Source organism: Candidatus Eisenbacteria bacterium (assembly GCA_018831195.1).
GTDB lineage: Bacteria > Eisenbacteria > RBG-16-71-46 > CAIMUX01 > JAHJDP01 > JAHJDP01.
The window spans coordinates 111,573-137,303 of sequence record JAHJDP010000018.1; the positions used below are offsets into that span (position 1 = coordinate 111,573).

Here is a 25,731-nt window from a genome sequence, read left to right on the forward strand (position 1 = left end):
CATTGATGGAGGTTCAACAAAGATGAGTTTGGCACCCAAGGATTTTATTGCGATTATTCCCGCGGCCGGTATTGGAACCCGACTGAGGCCCCATACACACACTCTTCCCAAAGCGCTGATCAATGTCGCGGGCCGTCCCATCCTGGCTCACATACTGGATGCGCTGATCCAACAGGGAATTAAACGCTATGTCCTGGTTGTCGGTTATATGGGTGATCGGATCCGCGAGTATATTGATGAACGTTACGAAATCGATGTGGAATTTGTGGAACAGGAAACCCGCAGGGGTCTTGGGCATGCGATTTATATGACAAAAGATATCGTAGGCTCCCATCCGTCGCTTATCGTTTTGGGCGATACGATTGTACAAACGGACTACGCCGCCTATCTGAATCCCAATGAAATCGTTATCGGCGTGAAGGAGGTGGAAGACCCCCGGCGGTTCGGTATTGTCGAAATCGCCGACGGATATGTCCAACACCTCGTCGAGAAACCCGAACAGCCGACGAGCAACCTCGCCATCGTCGGCATCTATGGAATCCGCCACACGGACCGGCTCTTCAAGGCCCTGGGCGGGCTCATTGAGGACGGAAAGACGACCAAGGGTGAATTCCAACTGACCGATGCCCTCGAAAAGATGATGCAGGATGGGGCGAAGATGACGGTCCAACTCGTGAGCGGATGGTTTGATTGCGGAAAGCCGGAGACGCTGCTTCAGACCAACCGGCATCTGCTGGAGGGGGTCACCCCGCCGATTCCGCGCCCCGGCGTTGTCTTTGTGCCCCCGGTCTTTGTGGATAGCAAAGCGGTCGTGGAGCAATCGATCCTGGGTCCTTATGTTTCGGTGGCCCGCGGCGCCATCGTCCGGGGCTCGATCCTCCGTGATTCGATCGTCACCGAAAATGCGACGGTGGAAGATATCATTCTCGAGAACTCCGTCATCGGCGAAAATGCGGTGGTCCAAGGAACCTGCCAGAGCCTCAATGTGGGGGATTCCTCGGAGATCAGACCCTCATGAGGCCCCTCTGACTCTTTTCCCGGCGGAATGAAGAAGTCCCTCCCGGCCGATAAAGGGATTTTCAACCCCCTTGAACCGAACCTCCTTATCGCGGTATGCTGATTAACTGGCTGTCGTAAGAATTGGGAGGAGGAATTGATGAAGCAATACAACTTGTTCACGAGTGAATCCGTCGCCGCCGGCCACCCCGATAAAGTAGCCGATCAGATCAGTGATGCGATTCTCGATGCCTATATCGCCCAAGACGATCATAGTCGTGTCGCCTGTGAAGTGATGGTGACGACCGGAATGGTTTTGGTTTCCGGGGAGATCTCATCACGCGCCCAGGTGGATATCAGAGCGATTGTTCGCAGGACTATTGCTGAAATCGGGTATACCGATCCGTTCTGTCGCTTTGAGGCGGATAGCTGTTGTGTCTTGATCAGCATCGATGAACAGAGCCCGGATATCACAATGGGCGTTGTCAAAAAAGATGAATCAAAACAGGGCGCCGGTGACCAAGGGATGATGTTCGGATTCGCATGTGATGAAACACCAGAGTTCATGCCTCTGCCCATCGTTCTTTCCAATGCATTGATCCGCAAGTTGAATGAGATCCGGAATCAGAAGAAGGTCGATTATCTACGGCCTGACGGCAAGGCTCAGGTCACCGTGATCTATGATGGTTTTAAACCGGTGAGAATTGGGGCGGTTGTTCTCTCCACCCAGCATAATGAGACGGTATCCATCAAGCAGCTGCGCAAGGACATGAAAGCGCTCGTGATCGACCCTGTTCTTCCCAAAAAGCTGGTTGATGCCAAGATGAAGATCCATATCAACCCGACGGGACGCTTTGTTCTGGGCGGTCCGCATGCCGATACCGGTTTGACCGGCCGGAAGATCATTGTTGATACCTATGGCGGTGTCGGACGCCATGGCGGCGGCGCCTTCTCCGGCAAAGATCCCTCGAAGGTGGACCGGAGCGCGAGCTACGCCGCGCGCTGGGTGGCAAAGAATGTTGTCGCCGCCGGATTGGCCAGCCGCTGTGAAATCCAGCTGGCCTATGCCATCGGGATTTGTGAACCGGTCAGCGTTAGGGTAGAGACATTCGGCACCGAGACGATCCCCGTATCAGAAATCGAGTCGAAAATCCGCAAGGTTTGGGATCTGACGCCTTACGGCATTATCCGCGATCTGAAGCTGAGAAGACCGATTTATAGGAAGACGGCGGCATACGGGCACTTCGGACGCAACGAACCGGAGTTTACCTGGGAGAAGCTGGATCGGGTCAAGGCCCTGAAAGGTTGAAACGTTTCTCTCGCCGGGGATCAAAGATCCCCGGCTGAACCACTGATGGAAAGCTACGATCACTCTGCAGGAGATAAGCATGAATTGTGATATCCATGATCCAAAACTGGCCTCCGCAGGCCGTCAGCGTATTCTTTGGGCCGACCGTAACATGCCCGTTCTCAAACGGATCCGTGAACGGTTTGATAAAGAAAAGCCGCTCGATGGTTATACAATAGGCGCCTGTCTCCACGTTACGACAGAGACGGCCAACCTCATGCGCACATTGAAGGCGGGAGGCGCCAGGGTTCTGCTTTGCGCCAGCAATCCCCTCAGCACGCAGGATTCCACCGCGGCGAGTCTGGTTGAGGATTATGGCATCGAAGTATTTGCTATCCGAGGCGAAGACCGAGACACCTATTATAAACATATACAATCGGTTATTTCCGCGGGATGTCATGTCACGATGGATGACGGCGCGGATGTCGTCAGCACACTTCACAGCGACGGGGCCAAGTATGCCGCGTCGGTTCTAGGGGGCACCGAAGAGACAACAACGGGTGTGATCCGTCTTCGGAGCATGGAGAAGGACAGCGTTCTGAAGTACCCGATCATCGCCGTGAATGATGCGATTACCAAACATTTCTTCGACAATCGTTACGGCACCGGGCAATCGACAATCGACGGCGTCCTGCGGGCCACTAATATGCTCATCGCCGGATCGACGGTGGTCGTGGCCGGATATGGCTGGTGCGGACGGGGTTTGGCCTATAAAGCCCGTGGGATGGGGGGGCATGTTATCGTCACCGAGGTCGATCCGTTCCGGGCCTTGGAAGCCTCGATGGACGGATTCCGCGTTCTCCCGATGAAAGCGGCTGCGCCGATCGGGGATCTCTTTGTCACGGTGACCGGGGATTGTTCTGTTATCCGGAAAGAACATTTTGAAATGATGAAAGACGGCGCCGTGGTTGCCAACTCAGGCCATTTCGATGTTGAACTTGATCTTGTGCAACTCGGCGAGATGGCGGTAAAAAGAGAAATGGCTCGTCCACTTGTTGAGGGAATGACCCTTGCCAATGGAAGAACGATCTTTGTTCTTGCTGAGGGGCGGTTGGTCAACCTGTCTGCGGCGGAAGGACACCCTGCTTGCGTCATGGATATGAGTTTCGCTAATCAGTCGCTGTCCGCCGAATATATCATCAAAAACCACGAAAAACTCGAGCGGAAGGTTTACCCTGTCCCAAAGGAGATGGATCGGTATATCGCCAGTCTTAAGCTGGAGACGTTGGGGATAGAAATCGACACCCTGACACCGGAACAGGTAAAGTATCTCTCCTCATGGGATATGGGAACCTGATACACTCCCGACCGGGCGATCGCCGCCGAGAGATTTGACTGGGGATGATATCACGTGGGCGAGGGAACGCCGGGATGGCCAGATCAAATGCCAAGAGAGAGGGGGACAGGGGCCGCAGTCTGACATTGGCCCTCCTGTTGGGTGCCCTCACCGCACTCACCGGTCTCAGCCTCCTCACCGTCAATGATCCCACTTTGGGGCGAACGCCCTATGCCGGACTCCCTTCAAACCTGGCTGGCTATTTTGGCATTATCGTGGCCGATTTCTGGATCCGACTTGTCGGCCGGACCGTTATTTGGGGTCTTTTACCGCTGAGCCTCGTCTGGTCCCTTCGGTTGGCGTGGAGTTGGTTTCGCTTGCGCCTCGGCCGATCCTCTCTGGCCTATATCTTTTTTCTTATCATGACCTGTGTGGCCGGAGCCTCTCTGTTCACCACGGAGGATCCCTGCCGGTGGGGGAGTACGGGAAGAGCCGGTCTGGAAATTTTATCGGTCTTTGGTCCCGGTGGCGCCCCAATCGTCGCCGTGACCCTCTGGTTAATCCTTCTGGCCGCCACCCTCCGGCTTATCGTGCCGCAACCGATACAAGAGGCGCTGTCGCGGCAGGCAACGCTGGGGCTCTCATGGGTCGTCAATCTGGTCATCGCGGGCCTTTCATCCTTGGGACGAGTGCTTTCCAGTGCCGTCCTTCGTCTCTTTGATCGCTATTCTCCTGCTCACCCCCCCACTCAAGCGAGCGGCTCAACACGGGGATCGAAAGGTGGGAAGAAACGCTCCCGGCCCAGCCGCGGCGAACTCCTGCAGGGGCCAAACGGAGCAGAAGAGGTGGCGGTAACGGGGGGTGAGGCGCCTCGGATTGTTGTCCCCCAGATGGTTACGGGAACAAGAGAGCCGGAAGAGGATCTTCTCACGGGATCCGATAGGGAATTGAAGCCCCAACGACTCAGCGGGCCCTTTCCATTGCCTTCTCTAGACCTTCTCACCGATTCGCCGCCTGGCGAGGGGCAGGTCGATCGCGAGGAAATTTTTCAAAAAAGCCAGCTCCTTGAAAGGGTCCTTGGCGAATTCGGGATCGTGGGTGAAGTAGGCGAGGTCCATCCCGGACCGGTTATTACACGGTACGAATTCACACCTGGATCCGGAGTCCGGATCGCTCAGATCGTCAGCCGGGCGGATGATATTGCCTTGGCCCTTAAGGCCTCCCGGGTCCGCCTTTTGGCGCCGATTCCAGGAAAGGCGGCTGTCGGGATCGAAGTTCCCAACGCCCATCCGGCCACGATCTATCTGAAAGAAGTGGTATCCACCGATCTTTTTCTTCGTTCCAAGGAACCGCTTCTCATCACGCTGGGGAAGGATATTGCGGGCCATCCCTTTTGCGCGATGCTGGACCGAATGCCCCATCTCTTGGTCGCCGGGACGACCGGGTCGGGCAAAAGCATGTTTCTTCACACCATCATCATGTCGCTTCTTCTCAGGCGGACACCCGATGAGGTGCGCTTCATACTGATTGATCCGAAACGATTAGAGTTCACGCCCTACAACGGGATTCCTCACCTTCTCGCGCCGGTGGTCACCGACGCCCGCGAAGCTTCCCGCATCCTGATTTGGCTTCTCAGAGAAATGGACCGCCGGTACCTGATCTTTGCGCGCCTCGGGGTTCGCAATATACAAGGGTATCGTGATCTCCCTCCCACCGATGACGACGATGAGCCGCGCGAGATTCTTCCGATGTTGGTCGTTATTGTCGATGAGTTGGCCGATCTGATGATGACGGGGACGCATGAAATAGAAAACGCCATCACGAGACTGGCCCAGATGGCCCGTGCCGTGGGGATCCATCTCGTTTTGGCGACGCAAAGGCCGTCCGTCGATGTCCTGACCGGCATTATCAAGGCGAATTTCCCCGCCCGGATCGCCTTCCAGGTCGCCAGCAAGACCGATTCCCGGACGATACTCGATTCCAATGGCGCTGAGAGCTTGCTGGGAGCGGGCGACATGCTTTTCATACCGCCCGGCAAATCACAGGCCCACCGCCTGCACGCTCCCCTCATCCCCGATGAAGACCGCGATGCGATCATCGCCTATCTCCAGGAGTTGGCCTCGTCTCAGCCGGAGGGCGCCATGACCCTATTGGATGAAAAGGCGCTGTCAGAAGAGGTTCCGAACGATGCCGATGAAGATTCCCTGCTCGATGACGCCAAGAGGATCGTTATCCAGCACCAGCAAGGCAGCACATCCCTCCTTCAGCGCAAACTTCGAATCGGTTATACAAGGGCCGCGCGACTGATCGATATGTTGGAGCGCCGCGGAATCGTCGGGCCGTTCGAGGGTAGTAAGGCCCGTGAAGTTCTTATCGATAGGGAAAATCTGGAGACTGAGATTGTGCGGGATGCCTGATAGGATGACAAGTCGCGGCCGAATTCATGTGTGGACCCTCTGTTTCACATTATTGATCTGCCTCTATTCCGCGGATCCCTCGCCGGCGGCGGATGTGATGGATGAGGAAACATGGCAGGACGGCCCTGCTCTCTTTAACAAAACGAGAGAGTGGATTCTGGCCTTGCCTTCATTGGAGGTGCCTTTTACCCAGATTAACCGGTGGACCGGGTGGGGCGACGAGGCGCCCGATACGGCGCGTGGCGTTCTGTATTTGGAACGGCCCTGCTGCTTCCGGCTGGAATATGATGAACCGGCCGGTCACGCCATTGTCTGCGATGGGGAATCGCTGTGGACCTATGTCCCTGAATTGGAGCAGGTTATCCGGACCCCCGTGCCGGAAGAGGGGATCGGGGCCGGGGATCTCTTTCTCTGGTTGCTTCGATCGGCGCATCCCGATTCCTTTGCGGTTCTTGTGGATCCGCCGGTCTACCGCCTCGGGGTTGAACCGCCGGCCGAGATCGGCTGGAGGGAGTTGGAGATCCTGATCGACATCAATGACGGATCGATTGCCGGATATTATTACGAGGACCTTCAGGAGAACCGAACGGCATTCCAATTTGCTGTCTTCAAAACCGTCCCCCGCGGAGGGCGCGAAGCCTTCCGATTTATAAGTCCGCCCGGGGTAGAGGTTGTCGATGTCGAATAATCCCCCCAAAACCCTCGCGGTGGTGACGTTGGGCTGTCCCAAAAACCAGGTCGATTCGGAGGTCATGGCCGGTGCGCTGCATCTCGATGGGTGGCGGACGGTGGCCGAGGTGGAACAGGCGAGCATGGTCGTCATCAATACATGCGCTTTCCTCTCCTCCGCTGTCGAAGAATCGATGGAAACCATCCGGTCGATCGCGGCGTTGAAAGAAACAGGCTCGCTCCGGCATCTCATTGTCGCCGGTTGTCTTCCCCAACGGGTCGGCGAGGAGCTCTTGCGGGAGGTGCCCGAGGTCGATTACCTCATCGGGACGGGCGCCTTGGGACGGATTGTCGATATCTGCCGATCGATCGAGGCCGGGTGCGAGGTGAGGGGAGCGGTTCTGGGAGGCTTGGATCGTTTGGATATCCCCTGGTCCAAACGCGCCGTGATCTCAGGTCCCTCGGCCTATCTGAAGATTTCGGAAGGATGCGACCGCTCCTGTTCCTTTTGCATTATTCCCGATCTCAGGGGGTCGCAGCGGAGTCGTTCCCCTCAGGAGATCGTGGAGGAGGCCCGGAGGCTCGTGGGCAGCGGGGTTCGGGAGCTTATCCTCATCGGACAGGATACGACCTCTTATGGAAGGGATCTTCCCGGATCCCTCGAACTCGTGGATCTGCTCGAGGCCCTGCAGGATGTTGAAGAGGCTCGATGGATACGGATCCTTTATACTCATCCGGCGGGATGGAACGACCGGCTCATCGAGGCGCATCGGGATCTGGAGACGGTTCTTCCCTATATCGATATGCCGATTCAGCACACGGATGATTCCATCCTCAAACGAATGCAACGGGGGGTCACTCATGCCCGAACCCGCGATCTGATTCATGAAATGCGGGCGCGGATACCCGATCTGACCTTGAGAACGACTCTGCTCTTGGGGTTCCCCGGTGAAACCGATACGATCTTTCGGGGTCTATTAGAAGAGATAGACCGGACTCCGTTTGACCGGCTTGGTGTCTTCCCCTACAGTCCCGAACCGGGTTCCCCGGCGGCCTTGCTGCAGGGGCAGGTCCCGTCTGATGTCGCTGATGAGCGCTGCCGGGTGGTTATGGAGAAACAACAATCGATCGCCTTGAGCCGGCAACAGAAGCGGCTGGGAGCTGTTCTGCCGATTCTCATTGAGAGCGTCGAAGAGGGGGGCGAGAGTGGCATCGGAAGAAGTCCGGGCGAAGCCCCTGAAATCGATGGCGACGTTTTGGTTCGATCCGATAAAAAACGACCCCTCTCGGTCGGAGAGATAGTTGACGCCGCCGTGGTTGCTGTTGGATCGTATGACCTGGAAACCGAAAGAGTGAATTAGAGGGAAGAGGTGAAGGCATGATCAGCCCGTCCAGGCACGTCGCACGATACTGTATTCTAGGATTCGTTACGCTGATTCTTTTCACGGGGCGGTCGAGCGCTGACTTCCAATCGGTTACGACGAATCTTGGGATTCTCAAAGAGCTGACCTTGAGGTCTCTTGGCGCGGCTCTCGATTCTCTCTCCATTGAGCCCGGCGGTGAGATATACATTCGATCCGGCGCCTATCATGAAACGAATTGGCTGGTGGCCGAATCGATGGCGGAGCTGCTTCAGCAAAGGGGATGGAAGCCGGTGATCCTGGATATGGGATCTCCCTCGGCGCCCGCGGCCGGTCCCGCGCATGATCCCGCGGCGTCCGAGGAAGGGGGGGCGCCGGTGGAAGAGGCGACCGATGGAGAGACAACCGATGAGGGGGGGGTGAACCTCGATGACGAGGAAGGGTCTGACGCGACGGATGGCGGGACCGACGGCGTGGATGAATTCGGCGAAATGACCAGCGAGGAGGATGGAGCAGAAGGCGCCCTAATCGAAGAGGGCGGTGATTCCGGGCTTGAAGAAGATCTGACGGCCGGGGAAACCTCAGAAACTCCTGAACCCGAAACGCGAACGGGCCGGAAAATAAAAACATCAGAAGAGGCGCCGACGCCCCAGGCGACGCCCCTGCAGCCCCTGCTCATACCGGCACGGGAGATCAAGGGAGAGGTTCTACAATTCCGAGTGCTCGATATGGGGATAACTTATCCCTCGAGCCGCCGGGCGATGATCCTGCTGGGACCCCGGAATATCACACGGTTGGGAAGCGCTCATCTGAGAATCACTCATTTGGAAGAACCCTCGGGTATCATCAAGGGCGTTGTCGACACCGAGCAACACACTGTGGATCAATTCCCCGGCCGATGGCAGCCCTATGTTGAGGGAAGCAAATATCCCTTCGCGCGGCCGGTGATTCAGCCGGCGGTGTGGGGGCAATTGGTGGAGCCAGTCGCCGTCGTCGCCATTGTGTCAGGCCTGGTTTATCTTTTTTATGCCAATCAAAATTAACATTGGGTCGCGCCTTGCCGGCGGGTTGGCGCTTCTTTTCGCCGTCTCCCTGCTGATCTCAGGGTGTGGGGGCAGCCACGGCGGCAAGACAGAGAGTCATCTCCCGGTCCTCGATGAACTGATCCGCGCCCGGCGGGATTATGATAAGGGCCATTACAGCGACGCCGTGCTCTCATTGGCGCAATTCACCGATCGCCACCCGGGCAGCCGCTTTATGGATGAGGCTCTCTTTAAATTGGGCAAATCCCACCAGTATATCGCTGAGTATCTCCTGGCGACCGATTCGTTCCGGAGGATACTCGATGATTATCCCCAGAGCGAATGGTTGGAGGAAGCGACCTATGAGCTGGGCCGGAGCGCCTATTTGGGCTCGAAAGGTCCAGATTACGATCAGGAAGCAACCTACGACGCCATCAGCACTTTCCGCCTCTATCTGAGACAGTATCCCGAGGGGAATTTTGTTAAAGACGTGGAGGAATTGCTCTTTATTTGTGAGGATCGCCTCGTTCGCAAGGCTTATATCAGCGGCGACACCTATTTAAAAGTACACCGCATGGAGCCGGCCCGCTTCTATTTTGATAAGGGGATCGCCATCCGGAGCGACGTGCCCGCTGCAGCCGATTGCCTGCTGGGTCTAGCAAGATCATACAAGATTGAAAAGAAACCCATTAAGGCGCTGGAAGCTTTCGAACGTCTTCAAATCTGGCTGGAGGGGGAAGGGGCGAATCTGTTGGAGGCCGAGAAACATGACCGACTTTTGGAGAGTATCGCCAACGAGATGAACAGCCTGACGGTGGGGGAGGAGATCTTTCCGCCGGATTCGATGACGGAGTGACGATGACCGAGGTTGATCCCCGGAACCGGATGTCACGTTTGGGGATTTTGGGGGGGACGTTCGACCCGCCCCATATCGGCCACCTCATCCTCGCGGACCAGTGCCGCCAGGCCCTTCGGCTGGACAGCCTCCTCATTCTTCCCGCCGGCATGCCGCCGCACAAGAATCCGGATCACATAACACCCTTCCAACACCGCGCCGCCATGGCGCGGCTGGCCTTTCCTGAAAGCGAAGGATATGCGATCGAACCTCTGGAGGGGGAGCGGAAGGGGCCCAGCTATACCGTCGAGACGCTGCGGGCGCTCTACGCTCGCGGGGGTGGCCGCTGCTCTTTTTGGCTTTTAATGGGCAGCGATTCGATGGCTGAACTGGAAACTTGGAAGGAGCCGGAAGCTATCGTCAGTTTTTGCCGACTGGGTGTCTACGGACGCCCCCTTTATCATATTGATGGATTGAAAAAGCAGTGGCTTGCCCATGTCGATTCAGTCGAGGGTCCTCTCGTCGACATCTCCTCAACGCAAATCCGTCAGATGGTTCGCGCCGGGAAAAGCTTGAATTTCCTCGTTCCTGAAAGGGTTCGGAAATACATTCTGACCCATGGTCTGTATGCTGGAAAATCTCCGGCGGGCGCCAACGGATAAACATTTCACAGCAGGGGGGATAGTGACGCTTCCGAAAAATCCCGCTGCGGCCGTCTATATTGTGGACGGCACCGCCCTTGTCTACAGGGCGCATTACGCCTTCATCTCCAACCCGCTGCGAACGGGCAAAGGGCGGGATGTCAGCGCCCTTTTCGGCTTTATCAATACGATCTTTCATCTTATTCGAGAAGTGAAAGCTGATTCCATGATGGTCATGTTTGACACAAAAGGTCCGACCTTTCGTCATGAAATGTTTAAAGAGTATAAGGCGACCCGTCCCGAAGTGCCCCCGGAGATCATTGATCAGATCCCTGACGTCAAGCGGTTCCTGGACATCGCAGGGATACCGCGTTTGGAGGAAGCGGGGATGGAGGCGGATGATCTGATCAGCTCCTTCTCGGAAAAATGTGCAAGAGTTGGGAAGGAGACGGTGATCGTCTCCGCCGACAAAGATCTCATGCAGCTGGTGGGGCCGAAAACCTTTCAGTATATCCCCGCGAAAGGAAGAGAGCCCGCCCGATGGATGGGGCCGCAGGATGTCGAGGAAAAGTGGGGTGTTCCGCCCCAGCAGCTGCGCGACTTTCAGGCCTTGGCTGGTGATCACGCTGATAATGTGCCGGGTGTGTCCGGCATCGGTCCGAAGACGGCGGTTCAGCTGCTGAAGCAATTTCATGGTTTGGATGAGATCTATGGGCATCTCGAAGCGATTCCGAGTTCCGCCGTCCGCAAAAAACTCGAAGCTGGAAGGGAATCCGCCTATTTGAGCCGGGAACTCGTGACCCTGCGCCGGGATCTCCACTTGGGGATCGATTTCAAAGAACTGAAAATTGCGCCACTGGAGGAACAACCGGAACTCAGATCATTCTTGCGGGAGTTTGAGTTCCGTCGTCTCGAAAATTCTCTGGGCGGCGCACTATCCGTTGAAACACCGTCTCCACGATCTCCTTCGTTTTCATCGGCGACTCCGGTCATCGCCACGGTCGAAGCATTGAAGCTATGGGCTGAAAGAGTGGCCGCCTCCTCCTCACCGCTCGGATTGGCGGCCCCGGGGACAGACGAGATTCCCTTCACCGCGAATCTTACGGGATTGGCATTTTCCCAGCTGGGAGGAGAGCAAGCCGCATTTGTTAAAGTGGGGATAGGATCGGGCGGGATCCCCGGCGATAAGGCGGGGAAGATACTGAGTCCTCTTTTCAGCGATCGAAACCGCCTTAAGGTGGGACACGATTTCAAACGATTGATTCATCTTTTACAAAAGATCAAGATCGAACTCTCCCCGCCCTATTTTGATACCCAGGTCGCTTCTTATGTCCTGGATCCGTCCCGCCGTCACGATATCGGATCCCTTTCCAAGGAATTTCTCAACCGGGTTCTACAAACTCCCGACGCCGGGAAAACGGGGGATCTCTTCTCGACGGCTCTATCAGAAGATTCGATCTCCGCGACCATGGAGGAGGCGGAGGCGGTCCTCCTGCTTTATCCGATCTTGGAGCGGGAATGCCGGAGCCGGGAGCAGGAGCAGCTGCTGCAGAAATTGGAGCTGCCGCTGGTTTCTATCTTGGCGCGGATGGAGAGTGTCGGTATTGCCCTTGATGTCCCGGTGCTGGAGCGGATGCGATCCGATTTGCAGGTTGAGCTCAACCGACTGGAGGGTCAGGCGACAAAGGCGGCCGGAATCGAGTTCAATCTGAACTCCCCATCACAGCTTCGCGAGATTCTCTTTGACCAATTGAAACTCCCGACCGGTAAAAAGACCAAAACCGGTTATTCGACGGACTCGGGTGTCCTGGAGGGATTGGCTGGATTACATCCGCTCCCCGGAATCTTGCTCGAGTATCGGCAGCTCTCCAAATTGCAATCGACTTATGTCGAGGTTCTACCGCGATTGGTCGATCCTGTCACTCATCGTCTCCACGCCCTGTTCCATCAGACGGTCACCGCGACGGGACGCCTCTCCTCAAGCCATCCCAATCTTCAAAATATACCCATCCGAAGCGAACTCGGACGGAAAATCCGAAAAGCCTTCGTGGCTTCGCCGAAAGGCTGGGTCTTCCTCTCTGCCGATTACTCACAAATCGAACTCCGCCTTCTGGCGCATCTCTCTTCCGATGACTACCTCCTGGAAGCCTTTCATTCGGGAGATGATATCCACAAAGCCACCGCCTGCCGGGTCTTCGGCGTCACGCCGGACCAGGTCGACGGTTCGCTTCGCGCCAGAGCCAAAATCGCCAATTTTGGGATTATCTATGGGATGGGTCCCCAGCGGCTGGCCGTTGAAATGGGGATTCCCATCGCCGATGCAAAGAGGTTTATCGAGGAATATTTGGAGAAGCTGCCCGGTGTCCGCAATTATCTCACCTCGATCGTCGAGGAGGCCCGGCAGAGAGGATTTGTTGAAACCATCGCCGGCCGCCGGCGCTACCTGCCTGATCTTCAGCTCGACAAGGGGCGTCTCCGCTCGCAGGCCGAACGGATGGCGATCAACACACCAATACAGGGTTCGGCCGCTGATTTGATTAAACAGGCGATGGTCGGTGTCCAGAGGGAATTGGCGGCCCGGCATCTGAAAAGCCGCCTGGTCCTTCAAATTCATGATGAGTTGTTGTTGGAAATCGCCCCGGATGAGAAGGATCGTGTGGGGGATTTGATTCGCCGCGAGATGGAGGGCGCCGCCCTGCTAACGGTCCCTCTCGTCATCGAGGAGGGTTGGGGGGAAACCTGGTGGGACGCACACGCCTAAAGGATCTGAGGCGCGCGATGCGAGTCGGAGTGACCGGGGCGATCGGTTCCGGCAAAACGTTTTTTGCCTCTGCGTTGTCCGAAGACCCTCGCATTCGCCGGCTTGATGCCGACCGGATCGGACATGAGGCCCTGCAACCCGGCAGCTCCCTGCTTCCCCGCATCATTGCGCAATTTGGACGAAAGATCCTGGATCGGTCGGGTGGTGTCGATCGCCGCCGATTGGCGGCCGAAGTCTTTTCAAGACCGGCCAGGGTCGAAGAGCTGAATGCCATCGTCCATCCATGGCTTTTGGCGACGCTCAAACGCCGGATCACGCGGTTGAATCATCGTCCCGGGATTGATATCGTCGTGTTGGATGCCGCCTTGCTGTGTGAATCGGGCATCGCGTCAATGATGGACCGCGTGGTTGTGCTGGAGGCGGCGGAGGCGAAGCGGCATCTCTGGCTTGAGGAGCGAGGGTACTCCTTGACGCAGATTCTCGGCCGGGAGTCGGCTCAGTGGACGCCGGAGAAGAAGAAACAGCTGGCGGATATTGTGGTCAAGAATGACGGAACGGAGAAGGACCTTCAATTTCAGGCCCATCGATTGGCTCGTATCTGGTTGCGAGCGCTCCAGACCCGCGAATGAAGGAGGGGGATCATGAGTATCGAAGTTTTAAAAATCGTGGAGGCCGGTCGGGAGCGGTTGGGCAGCTTGAGAGGTTACCTTTGACCTCGATAAACTATCGGAAGAGCAAAAAGAATTAGAAAAAAAGATGGGTGAGCCCGGATTTTGGGATCAGCCGCAGGGCGCTCAGGAAGTGATGCAGCGGATGAAGGTGCTGAGCCGGCTCCAGGAATCTTGGAGCAATTTGAACAAACGTTTGGAAGATCTCGGCGTCATGCAGGATCTCATCACCGAGGAAGGCGGCGAGAACGCCGACCTCGAGGCCGAGCTTGCGCGGGAGTGTTCCCGATTTCAGCAGGACCTGGAAGAGTATGAACTGACAACCCTCCTCGACGGGCGTTTCGACGAGGGCAATGCCATTGTACAAATTCACTCAGGCGCCGGGGGAACAGAGAGCCAAGATTGGGCGGAGATGCTTCTTCGGCTCTATCTGCGCTGGATGGAGCGCCGGGGATATGAAACATCCGTCTTGGATTACCAGCCGGGGGAAGAGGCCGGCATCAAGGATGCTACGGTGGAAGCCAAGGGCGCCTATGCCTTCGGGTACTTGAAGGCGGAAAACGGCGTACACCGACTGGTCCGCATCTCGCCTTTTGACGCCAGCAAACGCCGGCATACTTCATTCGCAAGTGTTTATGTTTACCCCTCAGTCGATGAGGAGATCGAGGTGGAGATCAACGAGTCGGATCTTAGGGTGGATACCTATCGAGCCAGCGGCGCCGGCGGGCAACATGTCAATAAAACCGATTCCGCCGTCCGGATTACACATTCACCGACCGGGATTGTCGTGCAATGCCAGTCGGAAAGGTCTCAGCATCGGAACCGCGAATCGGCGATGCGGATCCTCCGGGCTCGGCTCTTCCACCACCTTCAGGAACAGGAGCGAAAAAAGCGGGAGGTGCTTGAGGCCTCAAAGAAGGATATAGCTTGGGGGAGCCAAATCCGCTCGTACGTTTTTCATCCGTATTCGATGGTTAAAGACCATAGAACGGGAAAGGAGATTGGGAATGTACAAGCCGTCATGGACGGCGAGATCGATCCCTTTATACATGCTTGGTTGAGATCGGCGACAGCCAGAGCTGAAGGTGGGAAGAAAGGCTAGCCGGCCGATTGACCGAACCGGCTGGTTGGCTGACAAGCTTGACTATTAAGGAGGCATCTTGAAGGTTGATCCACATATCTTTCGTGAATACGATATTCGCGGTATTGCAGCCCTTGAGCTGACGGATGATCTCGCCGTGGCCGTTGCCAGAGCTTATGGAACCGTCATGGTCCGCGAGGGGCGCCGGCGGATAGCCCTCGGACGCGATGTCCGTGAATCTTCACCACGATTGCTGGAACGTTGGGCAGAGGGGCTTCAATCCTGCGGGCTCACCATTCTTGATGTCGGTGAGGTGCCTACTCCGGCCCTCTATTACGCCATCGTTCATCTCGAAGCCGACGGCGGCGTCATGATAACGGGAAGTCATAATCCGATCGAATACAACGGTTTCAAAATGTGCAGGGGAACCTCCTCGGTCTGGGGCAAGGAAATCCAAGAATTGAAGCGGCGGCTGGAAAGTGGAGATATCGATTCGGGTCGGGGATCCCGGGAAGCCCACCAGATCCTGCCCAGCTATATTGAAATGGTCATCTCCAAGACGAAACCTCTGCGGCCCCTCAAAGTCGTTCTCGATGCGGGAAATGGAACGGGTGGGCTGGCTGCACCGGAGATTTTCAGAAGGCTGGGTCATGAGATCATCACTCTCTACTGTGAACCCGATGGAAGATTTCCCAACCACCAACCCGATCCGACGGTGGAAGCCTACATGCAGGATCTGAAGCGGAAGGTGGTTGAAACCGGCGCCGATCTGGGTGTTGGCTATGACGGCGATTCGGACCGCATCGGCGCGATCGATGAAAAGGGCCGGATGGTCTGGGGGGATCAGCTCCTGGCCCTTTACGCCCGGGACATCCTGACCCGGTTGCCGGGGGCCAAGTTTATCTATGATGTGAAGTGCAGCCAGGCCCTCGAGGAGGATATCAGGGCGCATGGCGGACTTCCAATCATGTGGAAAACCGGGCATTCCCTGACGAAGGCCAAAATGAAGGAAGAGGGAGCGCCGGCCGCCGGTGAGATGTCCGGTCACATGTTCTTCTCCGAGGATTTCTATGGGTATGACGACGCGATTTACGCCTCGGCGCGTCTTGCGGCGATTTTGGCTCGAACGGAGCGGAAGCTTTCCGAACTCGTGGACAGCCTGCCATCCTATAAAAGCAGCCCGGAGATCCGTATTGAATGTACCGATGAGGATAAATTCCGTATCGTGGAAGAAGTCGGCAAGGAATTCGCCGCGAAATATGATGTTCTGGCGATCGACGGAAGCCGCGTGCAGTTCGGTGATGGATGGGGGCTGATCCGGGCTTCTAATACGCAGCCGGTGCTCGTACTGAGGTTCGAAGCGAAAACCGAGCAGCGCTTGGCGGAGATCAGGGAGGAGTTTCATTCGCGGCTTTCCCGCTATCCGATGGTCAAGTGGGAGTAGGCCCGGTGATTTCATAGAGTTAGGGAGCGCCCAACCCATTCGGTTTGGGGGCAAAGGGACTTGACATAGAGGGGGGGCTGGAGTAGCGTGCCGTTTAACGATATCCGTCAATCCAAAACTTGCCCGGGGTTGGGAATGAATCAAAGGGGTGGGCACAGGAGACGGGCAGGATTTCTAATGAACACTCCATATATCGGCTCAAAGCCAAGGGAATCGGCGATTCCCCAGGGCCTACGCCGCAAAGTTTTCAATTGGATTCCCCGGCTTGTCGGTCTCGGCATCATTATATCTTTAATGGTCTTCAGCGCCTGCGAAGAAGACCTGCCGCCGGCCCCCGACGAGACGATCACAAACGTTATCCCCGTTCTCTATCTCACCCAGGAAGACCTGGAGCAAAATCATATTGAGCTGAACGGGGAAGCGATCGATCAGGAATGGGGCGGTCCCCTGCAGCCGGGTCGCGAATTTCATCAAATCCGACTCTCTGCCGAGAATGGCGCCGGAGATCCGGGGCCTCCGATCTATGTCTCCCTCAAGGCGATCTACACTGATGATGATCTTTTCCTTCTGGTTCGCTGGCCGGACCGGTCCTTGAATACTCAGAAGGATTTCATGATGTATGCGGGTCCCGATCTTCCCCGGCGGGAGCTGTACTGTACTCCCGAATACTGGGACACCACCGTCGTCAGAGATACGGTCTATCAACCGCTGCCAGGGTATGATGAGTTCGTCGATTGTCCGGGAGGCGGGCAGGAATGTGATACCTTCTGGGTCCGGGAAGTCATCACGATCGACTATTGCGATACGTTGGTGATAGAAGGCTGCCAGGCAGATCTCGCCGATCCCAATAATTGGATTCAGTTCGGTGATGAAGATCGTTTCTCCATAGCCTTTCAGATGAGACCTACCGGCGATATGAAGGGGACCTATGACAAGCAGGGATGCCTTGTCGCTTGCCACCAGAACGAATCCCCATCCTTCGGCCGACCTTCCTACGGCCGATTGGATATCTGGCAATGGCTGGCCAGCCGGACAGACCCGATCCGGGATCTCTATACACCGACTGACAATCCCAATTACCCACGGTTCGGAACGCCGGGGTATCTCGAGGATATGGTTGCCGAGCCGACAACGGGACTCATTCCCGATCCGGGATTGGGCGCCTATACCCCGAACTTTGAGGAGGGGAGCCCTATCCCCAAGTGGGTCTATCGATGCGAGGACGATCCCTTCTGTGAACCGATTGATCCGGATCGATGTCTTAGTGAGTTCGGGGAGCGCTGCCGGATCAATAATGGATTGGCGCTGACGTATCTCTGGCGGGAATCGCGTCAGTTTGAGCGTTATGCCATCTTCTCGGCATGCGATACGATCAACGAAGCGCCCTTACCTTTGGGAACGGATATCAGATTTTGGCGTTACGGTGATACGGTGCCTGGATGGATCTTGACCTATCCCGAGGATAGCCGGGCGGATATCCACGGGAGTGGTCAGTGGGACGAAGGGGTTTGGACCCTTGAGATCGCCAGGAAATTGCAGACCCAGGATCCCAATAACGATTTTCAGTTCCTTGCTCAAGAGGGATTTGAGGTCACCTTTACGCTGGCTCTCATGAACAACTCGGGGACGGCGCACTGGGGTTCTGAACCTCAGATTCTCCGTTTCAACCCGAGAGATTAGGGAGTGGTCGTCATGGGATTGTTTTGGGGGCGGCGTTGGTTTCTTTTCCTGACCATCCTTTTGGGGATACTTCTCCTCGGCGAGTGCCACGCCTCGATCATCGATTATTTTCTCGAACAGGAAGGCTTCGAGGTCGGCCGATACTCGGGACCGGGCAGCACCCGTTTGGATGGGATGGGCCGTCTCGAGCTGGTCATTGAAGATGAAAACAACGAGATTAACCTCAGTGATTATGGTGGGAATGGGGCTGGTGTCATTCTTGACAAGGACCGATGGTCGGTGGAGACATGGAGCCAGTTTGGAAACCGGCTCCAAGATCCACGTGAGCAGACCCGGCGCCGATTCGTTACAGGATCCTTTGGGACCGACATCATTTACCGGCTTCAGGGGAAGCGAGCCTACGGTCTCTACGGCGATTGGAGACGATTGCAGGGCTCCCGCAACTACGGTGATGTCTATGAGGTCAAGGGAAGCACGTGGCATCTTTTTTACAATGAAAGGCCCTTTTCCTGGATGGCGGCGGCCATTACATATGGCGGCGTTGCGGAGAATGAAGATCGGGTCAGTGACGATGTCTTTTCACTAAAGCACCGAGTTTCAAGGCCCAAAGGACAGGTTGCGCTGGCCTTCCTCATCAACCGCTTCCAGGCCGGATGGACCTGGGATTTCCTCAGAGGCAATATCAACGGTAAAAGCCGCGACGCCGCAGCTTTCCATACCGACACCTTCACATGGTATCGTCCACTAAATACCATGGGTTTTCAGCTTGTCTATCATCAGAGCGAAGACCTTCAAGGAGGGGTTTTTATTCGAACCTACAAGATCGACGGCGCTGAGAAAGCCGAGATCAGTTGGAGCGACCGCTTCCCCGACAATGGCGGCCGGCAGAATTTCCAAATCGAGACGACGAGTTTTATCGAGAATGAAGATTATAGAATCTTGGGAACAAGGTGGCTCTACAAGTTGAAGGATCGATATCGGTTGGGGGCTTCGATCACACAGGAATCGCGTTCTTGGAGAGTGGAAGAGGGGGTGAATTTCAAAGGCACACGTCGTGCAGAGGATGTGGAATCCGATGCCGTCCGTCTTGGTCTGGGGGCCAGCGCCACCTTCCTGAGGGATCGGGTGCAGGTGGGCATTGAAGGTTATTTGGAACGCGGAGATATGACCAGCCGGGAAATGCGGGATGTGGCCGACCGGTCGTGGGAGGATCTAAGTGTTCGGTTGGGTGGGGAGGTTTTCTGGAAGCGAAACCTGGTACTCAGGGCCGGTGCTATCTTTGAGAGTCTGGATCTAGATGTTGATCTTCCCGCCACGCGTCAGAATGGGACATTGTATACCGTTGGGGCCAGCTATCTTCCGCGGGGCGGCCTTTTTCAGCTCGATGGCGCCATTGGTCTTGCTCAGCGGCGTGAATCCCTGGAAGGCGACGAACAGAAACTCCTTGAGGAGCTGACCTGGAGCCTTGGATTACGTTATATCCTTTGAGATGAATGTGGTGACGAGTGCAGCAAATTAGGCTATGATAAGGGCGTCTCAGAGAATTCTCAGTGGAGAGTTCTCAACCGGACCCTTGGTCCAGCCGATAGAAGAATAGGGGTACCCATCATCGACATCATCACCCACTGGGGTTGGGAGAGGTTGTCAGCGGGATGGAGGCCTATCGTTTCCGTCAGTCTACCTCTTTAAAACCCGAAACGGCCGGCTTACCGGTTGTCTGTGGGATTTCTTCCCCCAAATTCATTTCCCTTCAGATTAACCATCGATTTCTGAGAAGAGCCTGTGTGACACCTGAAGAAAATTCTGGGGCCTTTTGGGACTCTAACGTTCTAGTTTTAAGGGAGTTGATCCCTTTTAGGACCCTTGACAATGTGGCCTTCGTGACGGTTAATAGGCCATGAGAGACGGAAAGTGGCAGAGACATGCCACCATCCAAAGGGGATTGGGAAAGGAGCCAGCGGAGATGCGGATGGCGAGAATCAGCATCCAAAATGGTGTGCTCCTACTGTGCATCGCGCTCCTGGCACTGAGTGCCGGTGATGTGTGGAGCCAAGGGGGGTACGGTTCCATCGTCGGCCGGGTTGCCGACGACGAGGGGAACCCAGTTGCGTATGCTCAAGTGGTCGTTCTCGGCCAATCTTGGGGCGCCATGGGTATTCAGGACGGTACCTACATCATCAAGAATGTGAATGTCGGAACCTATGATTTGAAGGTCATGATGATGGGGTATGAAGACAAGACCATAACGGGCGTTGTTATCCGGGATGGTGAAAACACAAAGGTCGACTTCAAGATAAAAAGAACCCTGGTTGATATCGATTTGGAAGAAGTTGTTGTCAAAGGCAGAAGGCAGCAACTTATCAAAAAGGAATCGGCGCAAGGGCATAACATCAGCTCCGATCAATTAACGAACCTTCCTGTCGACGAGCTCGAGGAGGCGATCTCCCTGAAAGCGGGCGTTGTCGCCCAAGCGGGAGAGTTGCATTTCCGGGGCGGCCGAGCGGGTGAGGTCCAATATCAGGTCGATGGAGTCCCTGTAAGGGATCCCCTCGTGGGGGGCGGAGTCGCCTTGGCCACCCTCGCCATCTCTGATTCAGATATCATCCTCGGCGGTCTCGATGCCCAATACGGCAATGCCCAATCAGGCATCGTGAACTATAAGACTAAAGAAGGCGGTGATGAATTCGAAGGTGAATTGCGCTATATCACTGATGATTACGGCCAGCCGGACAATACGTATGACAATCTGGATAGGATGTTCGTCGGTTTCGGAGGCCCTTCCCCGATCCGGAATCTGACCTATTACATCTCCGCCGAAGGGACTTATCAAGACGATTATCCCAAGACGATTGAAAATAGAACTCATAGAAACATTCTCAACTTCATTTCCGTCGGTGACAGAAAAGACAATTCCCTGAAGATGCAGGGGAAATTAGCCTACCGGCCGAATCCCAAGCTCAAGATGACTCTTGAAGTCATCAACAACCACACCAAGCGCGATAATTACCTGCACGCTTGGAGCCGGGAAGGTTATGTTGAAACCTTTTTTGATACGACCCAGACGGGGACCGTCATGCTGCGCCACGGCGCATGGTCCCCGACACAAATCGACTCGACCTATCTCTACTACAACGCCGCGGAACATACTCCTAATGTGATTGATGACTTCAATCAACTCAAATTCGTATTGAACCATACGATTGACAAGGATACTTATTATAGTCTCAAGCTCAGCCGACAGTATTTCTTCCGTGATAATCGTGTTTTAGGAAAGGAACCCTGGGAGTATACCGGCGATCGCGAGGCTGATCTCTGGCTCAATTATCGAACCTTCGAATCTTATGACTACTTTGTGATTGCCGGAGATTATCCGACCTTGTCGACCCGTAAGACCCAGGTCTACACGACCAAAGGTGATTTCACGAGGCGTTTGTCGAAGAAACAGATGTTTCAGACCGGCTTTGAGTTCAGCTATAACGATATGTATCTCTTCCAGGTCGATCGTCCTTATCAAACCAATACGAATGGTGAGATCGGTGGATCAAGAACGCGCTATCACTATTACAATCCTGAAGGCGCCGTCTATACCCAGAGCCGGTGGGAACATGAGGGTATGGTGCTTAATATCGGCCTTCGGTATGATGCCTTTTCAGTGGGTGACCAGATTCCGATCAGTGAGGTGCAGAAGCGGGTCAAAACCCAGTTTAGCCCCAGGATCGGAATTGCCTATCCCATCTCCGACCGCGATGTCTTCAGCTTCCACTACGGACGGTTCTACCAATCCCCCGACCGCCAATATATCTTTGATGATCGCAACGTATTCGACGGCAGAACGCGCGGAAATCCGAATTTGGAAAACGAGACCACGGTAAGCTATCAGGCCGGTATCCAGCACCTGTTCAGTGAGATCGTCTTTGGACAGTTTAGTGTCTATTATAAAGACATCTTCGGACTTATCACGGCTGAACAGGTTCCCGACTATGCCGGGACAGGAAATGTCCGTCTCTACACAAATAAAGACTACGCATCGGCCCGTGGATTTGAATTTACATTATCACGGCAGTTTAAAAACAATTTCCGCGGAGAGATCTCATATACCTATGGTGTCGCAACGGGTGTTGCTTCTGACCCGAATGCCGCCATTGTACAGAACTTCCTCTACCTTCCCGTATCTGAACAGCCGCTTGATTGGGATTCGCGCCATCAGTTGAGTGCGCAGCTTTATATCGCGAATCCGGGGAGTTGGGGATGCAATTTTGTGTGGAATTACACATCCGGCTTCCCTTATACACCGATCCAAAGAAATACGAGAGAATTGGGGCCGGAAGCCACAAATTCCAGACGGCTTCCTGGATCCACTTCGTTGGACATTCAGGCGGAAAAGTATTACACCCTCTGGAATCAACGATTCAGGATCTTCCTGCAAAGCCGCAATCTGCTCGACGCAAAAAACATTACAAATCTGACGCCGAGTAATTGGCCGGGATTCCCCAGCGCCACCGGCTCCGATTATGAGAAGTACTACACAGAAACGGGCCGTGCCGGGGGAGCCTATATTGGGGATGACATCAACGGTGATGGTATCGAGGATTGGATTCCTCTTCAGGATCCGCGGGTTTTCGGTGATCCACGAACGATTCGTGTCGGCGTTGGTTTCCAATTCTAAACGCCGGGAAGAGAAAGCCTGAACAAGGTTGTAACGGGAGGCGATTATGAAGGTTCACGGGCATTGGTTGGCGGCTGGGGCGGCACTCGCTCTCATCTGCCTCCTCCTGCTCCCGAATCAGGTGGAAGCTCGATACCTGAGGGGAGGCGAGGAGCCCGCCGAGGCAAGGAATGTGGCCCAACTTTATGCGATTCGTCCCCCGAATCTCTTCTATCACAATGTTGGGTTGCTTGAACTTTTGGTGACGAATATCGGAATCATCGGCAATCCCTTCGGCCTGGATTCCTTCGGAGCGGGATGGCGCGGCGGTGAGTTTCTCTATGCCGCAAGCATCTGGGTTGGAGCTGTTGCCAGCGACAACCTTTCCTATGTGTCGACAGGCGCCTATTCCAATGAATTTCTTCCGGAGCCCGATCCCATTGAGACGATATACCCCTCGTTTGAAGGTGTGTTGGGAGGGAACCGCATCGGCTTCTCCACGACTCCTGATGACGACGGCGACGGGTTTACAGACGAAGATTTTCACAATGGCAAGGATGATGACCGCGACGGGTTGACCGATGAAGACTTTGAGGCGATTTCACAGCAGATGTTCTCTTGCGAATATAAAGACAATACCGAACGTGCCATTGACGCGAATCCGGAGCACCGTCCACTGAACCTTTTGATTCAGCAAAGGAGTTTCGCCTGGTCCACTCCCGGTTCAAATGAATTCATCGGTTTCGAGTTCACGATTTGGAATGACGGATTTGAAACATTGCGGGATGTCTTTATCGGCTTCTTCGTCGACTCCGATGCAGGACCCCGCGATGCCGAATCCTACTGGACGGATGACGGCGGGGCCTATCTCGACTTGGATACCCTCTTTGTGGATCCAGCCAGAAGTGACTCTTGCGCCGCCGAGACATTGAATATTGAAATCTGCTACATGTATGACATTCCCGATAACGGCCAGACAGCTACAGGCGGAGATATTGATGGATTCTTCGGCGGGATGTTCATGGGGCATACCACTGATCCCAATGGGGTCTTCGCCCCGGCTGAAGTAGGTATTTACTCCGCGGCCTTCTTCAGCAGTAGTGCGCCCTATCCTGAGGGCGATCCCAGAAACGATTTCGAACGGTATGACCTGTTGAGCAGCGGAAACAAGCCGACTCGACCAACAACGCAGCCGAGTGATTACCGCTATGCCTTCTCAGCGGGACCCTTCGCTGAGCTGTTGCCCGGCGAAAACCTGATGTTCCAAACCGCCTTCGTTATCGGATCTGGGCGGGGTGGAATGGCACGGAATGCGGTTAATGCGCAACGGATCTACAATGGTATTTGGCGTGATGTGGATGATCGCGCCGACACAGGGATCGATGGCAAAGAGACCTGCCTCATCGCCATTGGACCGGGAGAGCCGGCCCGGTGGTCGGATCCCTGCACCGATCTGTCTCCGCCCCGGGTCATCAAGGAAACCGAGTGTATACCTACTAATTATGTCGATAACGATTGTGATGGTTGTACACCCGATCCTCTTTGCATTGGTTGTGAAACACTGGTGCACTGGGTCGGCAGCGTAGCACCGCCATCGCCGAATACAAATATGGATGAACCGGATGATCCCACCGTGAGAGTTCACTCGCCTTCGGGACATAAGAAGGTGATTATCGAGTGGGATAATGCGAGCGAGCTGGCGGCTGATCCGATTTCCGGCAAAATCCTTTGGGCTGGATACAAAGTCTATCAAGCCAGAGACTGGAACCGGCCGACCGGTTCGATCGGGCCGGCGCCTGATGATTGGCAGGTTGTCTTTGAGATAACAAAAGACCCTAAAGACAATCTGGGTGAGGATTCCCCAAATCACATTGTGCACTTTACCGATACAACGGTGACGTCGCCCTACAGCGTTCTTACCGGCGCCGGTGGTCCGGATTCGATCAAGGCCTACTATCCGGTCGGACGGTACAAGTATGAGGATACCGAAGGACTGCACAATGGGATGCTGTATTTCTACGATGTGACGGCCTATAGCACAATTCCCGACACGCTCGATCCTGGCAATCCTGCACAGGGTATTGAGCCGACCGTGGCCTATTACGAATTGGAGAGTCGTCCCACTGCCGTTGAAGCGCAGGCTGTTGTTCCAACATGGAGTGCTACTTCCTCCCTGGATGATATTTATGTCGTTCCGAACCCTTATGTCCGGGGGGGGCATCCGGCCAGCTGGGATTTGAATCCAAGCGACACGGATCCGACAGGCACCAAAATCGCTTTCGCGAATCTGCCAAAGAAAAAGTGTGAAGTGAGTATCTATACGATGGCTGGTGACCTGGTTCAGACACTTAATCATGATCCGATGTTGGCGGCGGAACTGGGCCGTGAGTCGGATAGTGGAACGGTCTTCTGGAATCTGATCACGCGAAACGGACAGGATGTGGTCAGCGGTGTCTATCTCTATTCCGTTAAATGTGGAAGCGACACCAAAGTTGGGCGCTTTGTTATTATTAGGTAGCAAGGCGGGAACGAGGCGGCAGCCTGATTAAGGTTTAGTGGTGGTTGATGAAACTGAGTGAAGGGGCTTAAGATGAGGGAGCGTCATAGATTCGGACCGGAGCGCCTTTCAGGAGGAGGAATTGTTGTGAGACGTCTGACATTGGCTGTCGTACTGGGTTTCCTGTTGCTCCCGGTCTCGGCCTTCGGTGCCCGCGAGTTTGCAAAGGTGGGAACCATCGGGGGTCAGTTCCTGAAGATACCCATGGGAGCGCGGCCGGTCGCCATGGGATCGGCCTATGTCTCACTGGCCGATGATGCGAATTCCGTCTTTTGGAATCCCGCCGGGATCGCCAGGTTGTCACGGACCGTGTTGTCGATTCACCACACA

Annotated in this window: 18 protein-coding genes; all 18 read left to right on the top strand. The window is 55.3% G+C overall.

Annotated elements, in window-relative coordinates; genetic code table 11:
* Positions 1-22: 22 nt before the first annotated feature.
* The gene (locus tag KJ970_02835) at positions 23-1,018 is read left to right on the top strand and encodes an NTP transferase domain-containing protein (protein ID MBU2689836.1); all 996 of its coding nucleotides are present in this window, start codon (positions 23-25) and stop codon (positions 1,016-1,018) included.
* A gap of 138 nt (positions 1,019-1,156) precedes the next feature.
* The gene (gene metK / locus KJ970_02840) at positions 1,157-2,305 is read left to right on the top strand and encodes a methionine adenosyltransferase (GenBank protein ID MBU2689837.1); all 1,149 of its coding nucleotides are present in this window, start codon (positions 1,157-1,159) and stop codon (positions 2,303-2,305) included.
* Between the two features lie 79 nt (positions 2,306-2,384).
* Positions 2,385-3,641, top strand: coding sequence for an adenosylhomocysteinase (ahcY, locus tag KJ970_02845; protein MBU2689838.1), 1,257 nt, complete (start codon positions 2,385-2,387; stop codon positions 3,639-3,641).
* Between the two features lie 74 nt (positions 3,642-3,715).
* Positions 3,716-6,037, top strand: coding sequence for a DNA translocase FtsK (locus KJ970_02850; protein ID MBU2689839.1), 2,322 nt, complete (start codon positions 3,716-3,718; stop codon positions 6,035-6,037).
* Positions 6,038-6,041: 4 nt separating this feature from the next.
* The gene (locus KJ970_02855) at positions 6,042-6,725 is read left to right on the top strand and encodes an outer membrane lipoprotein carrier protein LolA (protein ID MBU2689840.1); all 684 of its coding nucleotides are present in this window, start codon (positions 6,042-6,044) and stop codon (positions 6,723-6,725) included.
* On the top strand, positions 6,715-8,067 hold the full coding sequence (gene rimO, locus KJ970_02860; protein ID MBU2689841.1) for a 30S ribosomal protein S12 methylthiotransferase RimO: 1,353 nt from the start codon (positions 6,715-6,717) through the stop codon (positions 8,065-8,067). Before KJ970_02855 ends, rimO begins: the two co-directional genes overlap by 11 nt.
* A gap of 17 nt (positions 8,068-8,084) precedes the next feature.
* A complete protein-coding gene (locus KJ970_02865; protein ID MBU2689842.1) occupies positions 8,085-9,110 on the top strand; it encodes a hypothetical protein in 1,026 nt (341 codons plus the stop codon).
* Positions 9,094-9,945 carry an outer membrane protein assembly factor BamD gene (bamD, locus tag KJ970_02870; protein ID MBU2689843.1) on the top strand — a complete coding sequence of 284 codons (852 nt, stop codon included), beginning with the start codon at positions 9,094-9,096 and terminating at the stop codon, positions 9,943-9,945. The genes KJ970_02865 and bamD overlap by 17 nt, the downstream gene beginning before the upstream one ends.
* 2 nt (positions 9,946-9,947) lie before the next feature.
* Complete coding sequence (nadD, locus tag KJ970_02875) at positions 9,948-10,586, top strand: nicotinate-nucleotide adenylyltransferase (protein MBU2689844.1); 639 nt, start codon at positions 9,948-9,950, stop codon at positions 10,584-10,586.
* 22 nt (positions 10,587-10,608) lie between these two features.
* Positions 10,609-13,326, top strand: coding sequence for a DNA polymerase I (polA, locus tag KJ970_02880; GenBank protein MBU2689845.1), 2,718 nt, complete (start codon positions 10,609-10,611; stop codon positions 13,324-13,326).
* Positions 13,308-13,955: a dephospho-CoA kinase gene (gene coaE, locus KJ970_02885; GenBank protein MBU2689846.1), complete on the top strand. Its 648-nt coding sequence runs from the start codon at positions 13,308-13,310 to the stop codon at positions 13,953-13,955. Before polA ends, coaE begins: the two co-directional genes overlap by 19 nt.
* A 12-nt stretch (positions 13,956-13,967) precedes the next feature.
* Positions 13,968-15,096, top strand: a protein-coding gene (prfB, locus tag KJ970_02890) for a peptide chain release factor 2 (GenBank protein ID MBU2689847.1) whose coding sequence is annotated in 2 segments (ribosomal slippage) — positions 13,968-14,036 and positions 14,038-15,096 — 1,128 coding nt in all. Because the reading frame shifts where the segments join, the coding sequence is not laid out codon by codon here.
* Between the two features lie 55 nt (positions 15,097-15,151).
* On the top strand, positions 15,152-16,519 hold the full coding sequence (locus tag KJ970_02895; protein ID MBU2689848.1) for a phosphomannomutase/phosphoglucomutase: 1,368 nt from the start codon (positions 15,152-15,154) through the stop codon (positions 16,517-16,519).
* Between the two features lie 177 nt (positions 16,520-16,696).
* Positions 16,697-18,199, top strand: a complete 1,503-nt coding sequence (locus KJ970_02900; GenBank protein ID MBU2689849.1) for a hypothetical protein — start codon at positions 16,697-16,699, stop codon at positions 18,197-18,199.
* A 12-nt stretch (positions 18,200-18,211) separates the two neighbouring features.
* On the top strand, positions 18,212-19,687 hold the full coding sequence (locus tag KJ970_02905) for a hypothetical protein (GenBank protein ID MBU2689850.1): 1,476 nt from the start codon (positions 18,212-18,214) through the stop codon (positions 19,685-19,687).
* 475 nt (positions 19,688-20,162) lie between these two features.
* Complete coding sequence (locus tag KJ970_02910; protein MBU2689851.1) at positions 20,163-22,865, top strand: TonB-dependent receptor; 2,703 nt, start codon at positions 20,163-20,165, stop codon at positions 22,863-22,865.
* 46 nt (positions 22,866-22,911) lie between these two features.
* A complete protein-coding gene (locus KJ970_02915) occupies positions 22,912-25,362 on the top strand; it encodes a hypothetical protein (GenBank protein ID MBU2689852.1) in 2,451 nt (816 codons plus the stop codon).
* A gap of 126 nt (positions 25,363-25,488) precedes the next feature.
* Positions 25,489-25,731: hypothetical protein (locus KJ970_02920; protein ID MBU2689853.1), on the top strand; the 243-nt coding region annotated here is incomplete at its 3' end.

Bases quoted from the DNA above. Each gene is read 5' to 3' on its own strand.
- KJ970_02835 (MBU2689836.1), top strand. From the start codon at position 23: ATGAGTTTGGCACCCAAGGATTTTATTGCGATTATTCCCGCGGCCGGT.
- metK (MBU2689837.1), top strand. From the start codon at position 1,157: ATGAAGCAATACAACTTGTTCACGAGTGAATCCGTCGCCGCCGGCCAC.
- ahcY (MBU2689838.1), top strand. From the start codon at position 2,385: ATGAATTGTGATATCCATGATCCAAAACTGGCCTCCGCAGGCCGTCAG.
- KJ970_02850 (MBU2689839.1), top strand. From the start codon at position 3,716: ATGGCCAGATCAAATGCCAAGAGAGAGGGGGACAGGGGCCGCAGTCTG.
- KJ970_02855 (MBU2689840.1), top strand. From the start codon at position 6,042: ATGACAAGTCGCGGCCGAATTCATGTGTGGACCCTCTGTTTCACATTA.
- rimO (MBU2689841.1), top strand. From the start codon at position 6,715: ATGTCGAATAATCCCCCCAAAACCCTCGCGGTGGTGACGTTGGGCTGT.
- KJ970_02865 (MBU2689842.1), top strand. From the start codon at position 8,085: ATGATCAGCCCGTCCAGGCACGTCGCACGATACTGTATTCTAGGATTC.
- bamD (MBU2689843.1), top strand. From the start codon at position 9,094: ATGCCAATCAAAATTAACATTGGGTCGCGCCTTGCCGGCGGGTTGGCG.
- nadD (MBU2689844.1), top strand. From the start codon at position 9,948: ATGACCGAGGTTGATCCCCGGAACCGGATGTCACGTTTGGGGATTTTG.
- KJ970_02900 (MBU2689849.1), top strand. From the start codon at position 16,697: ATGAACACTCCATATATCGGCTCAAAGCCAAGGGAATCGGCGATTCCC.
- KJ970_02905 (MBU2689850.1), top strand. From the start codon at position 18,212: ATGGGATTGTTTTGGGGGCGGCGTTGGTTTCTTTTCCTGACCATCCTT.
- KJ970_02910 (MBU2689851.1), top strand. From the start codon at position 20,163: ATGCGGATGGCGAGAATCAGCATCCAAAATGGTGTGCTCCTACTGTGC.
- KJ970_02915 (MBU2689852.1), top strand. From the start codon at position 22,912: ATGAAGGTTCACGGGCATTGGTTGGCGGCTGGGGCGGCACTCGCTCTC.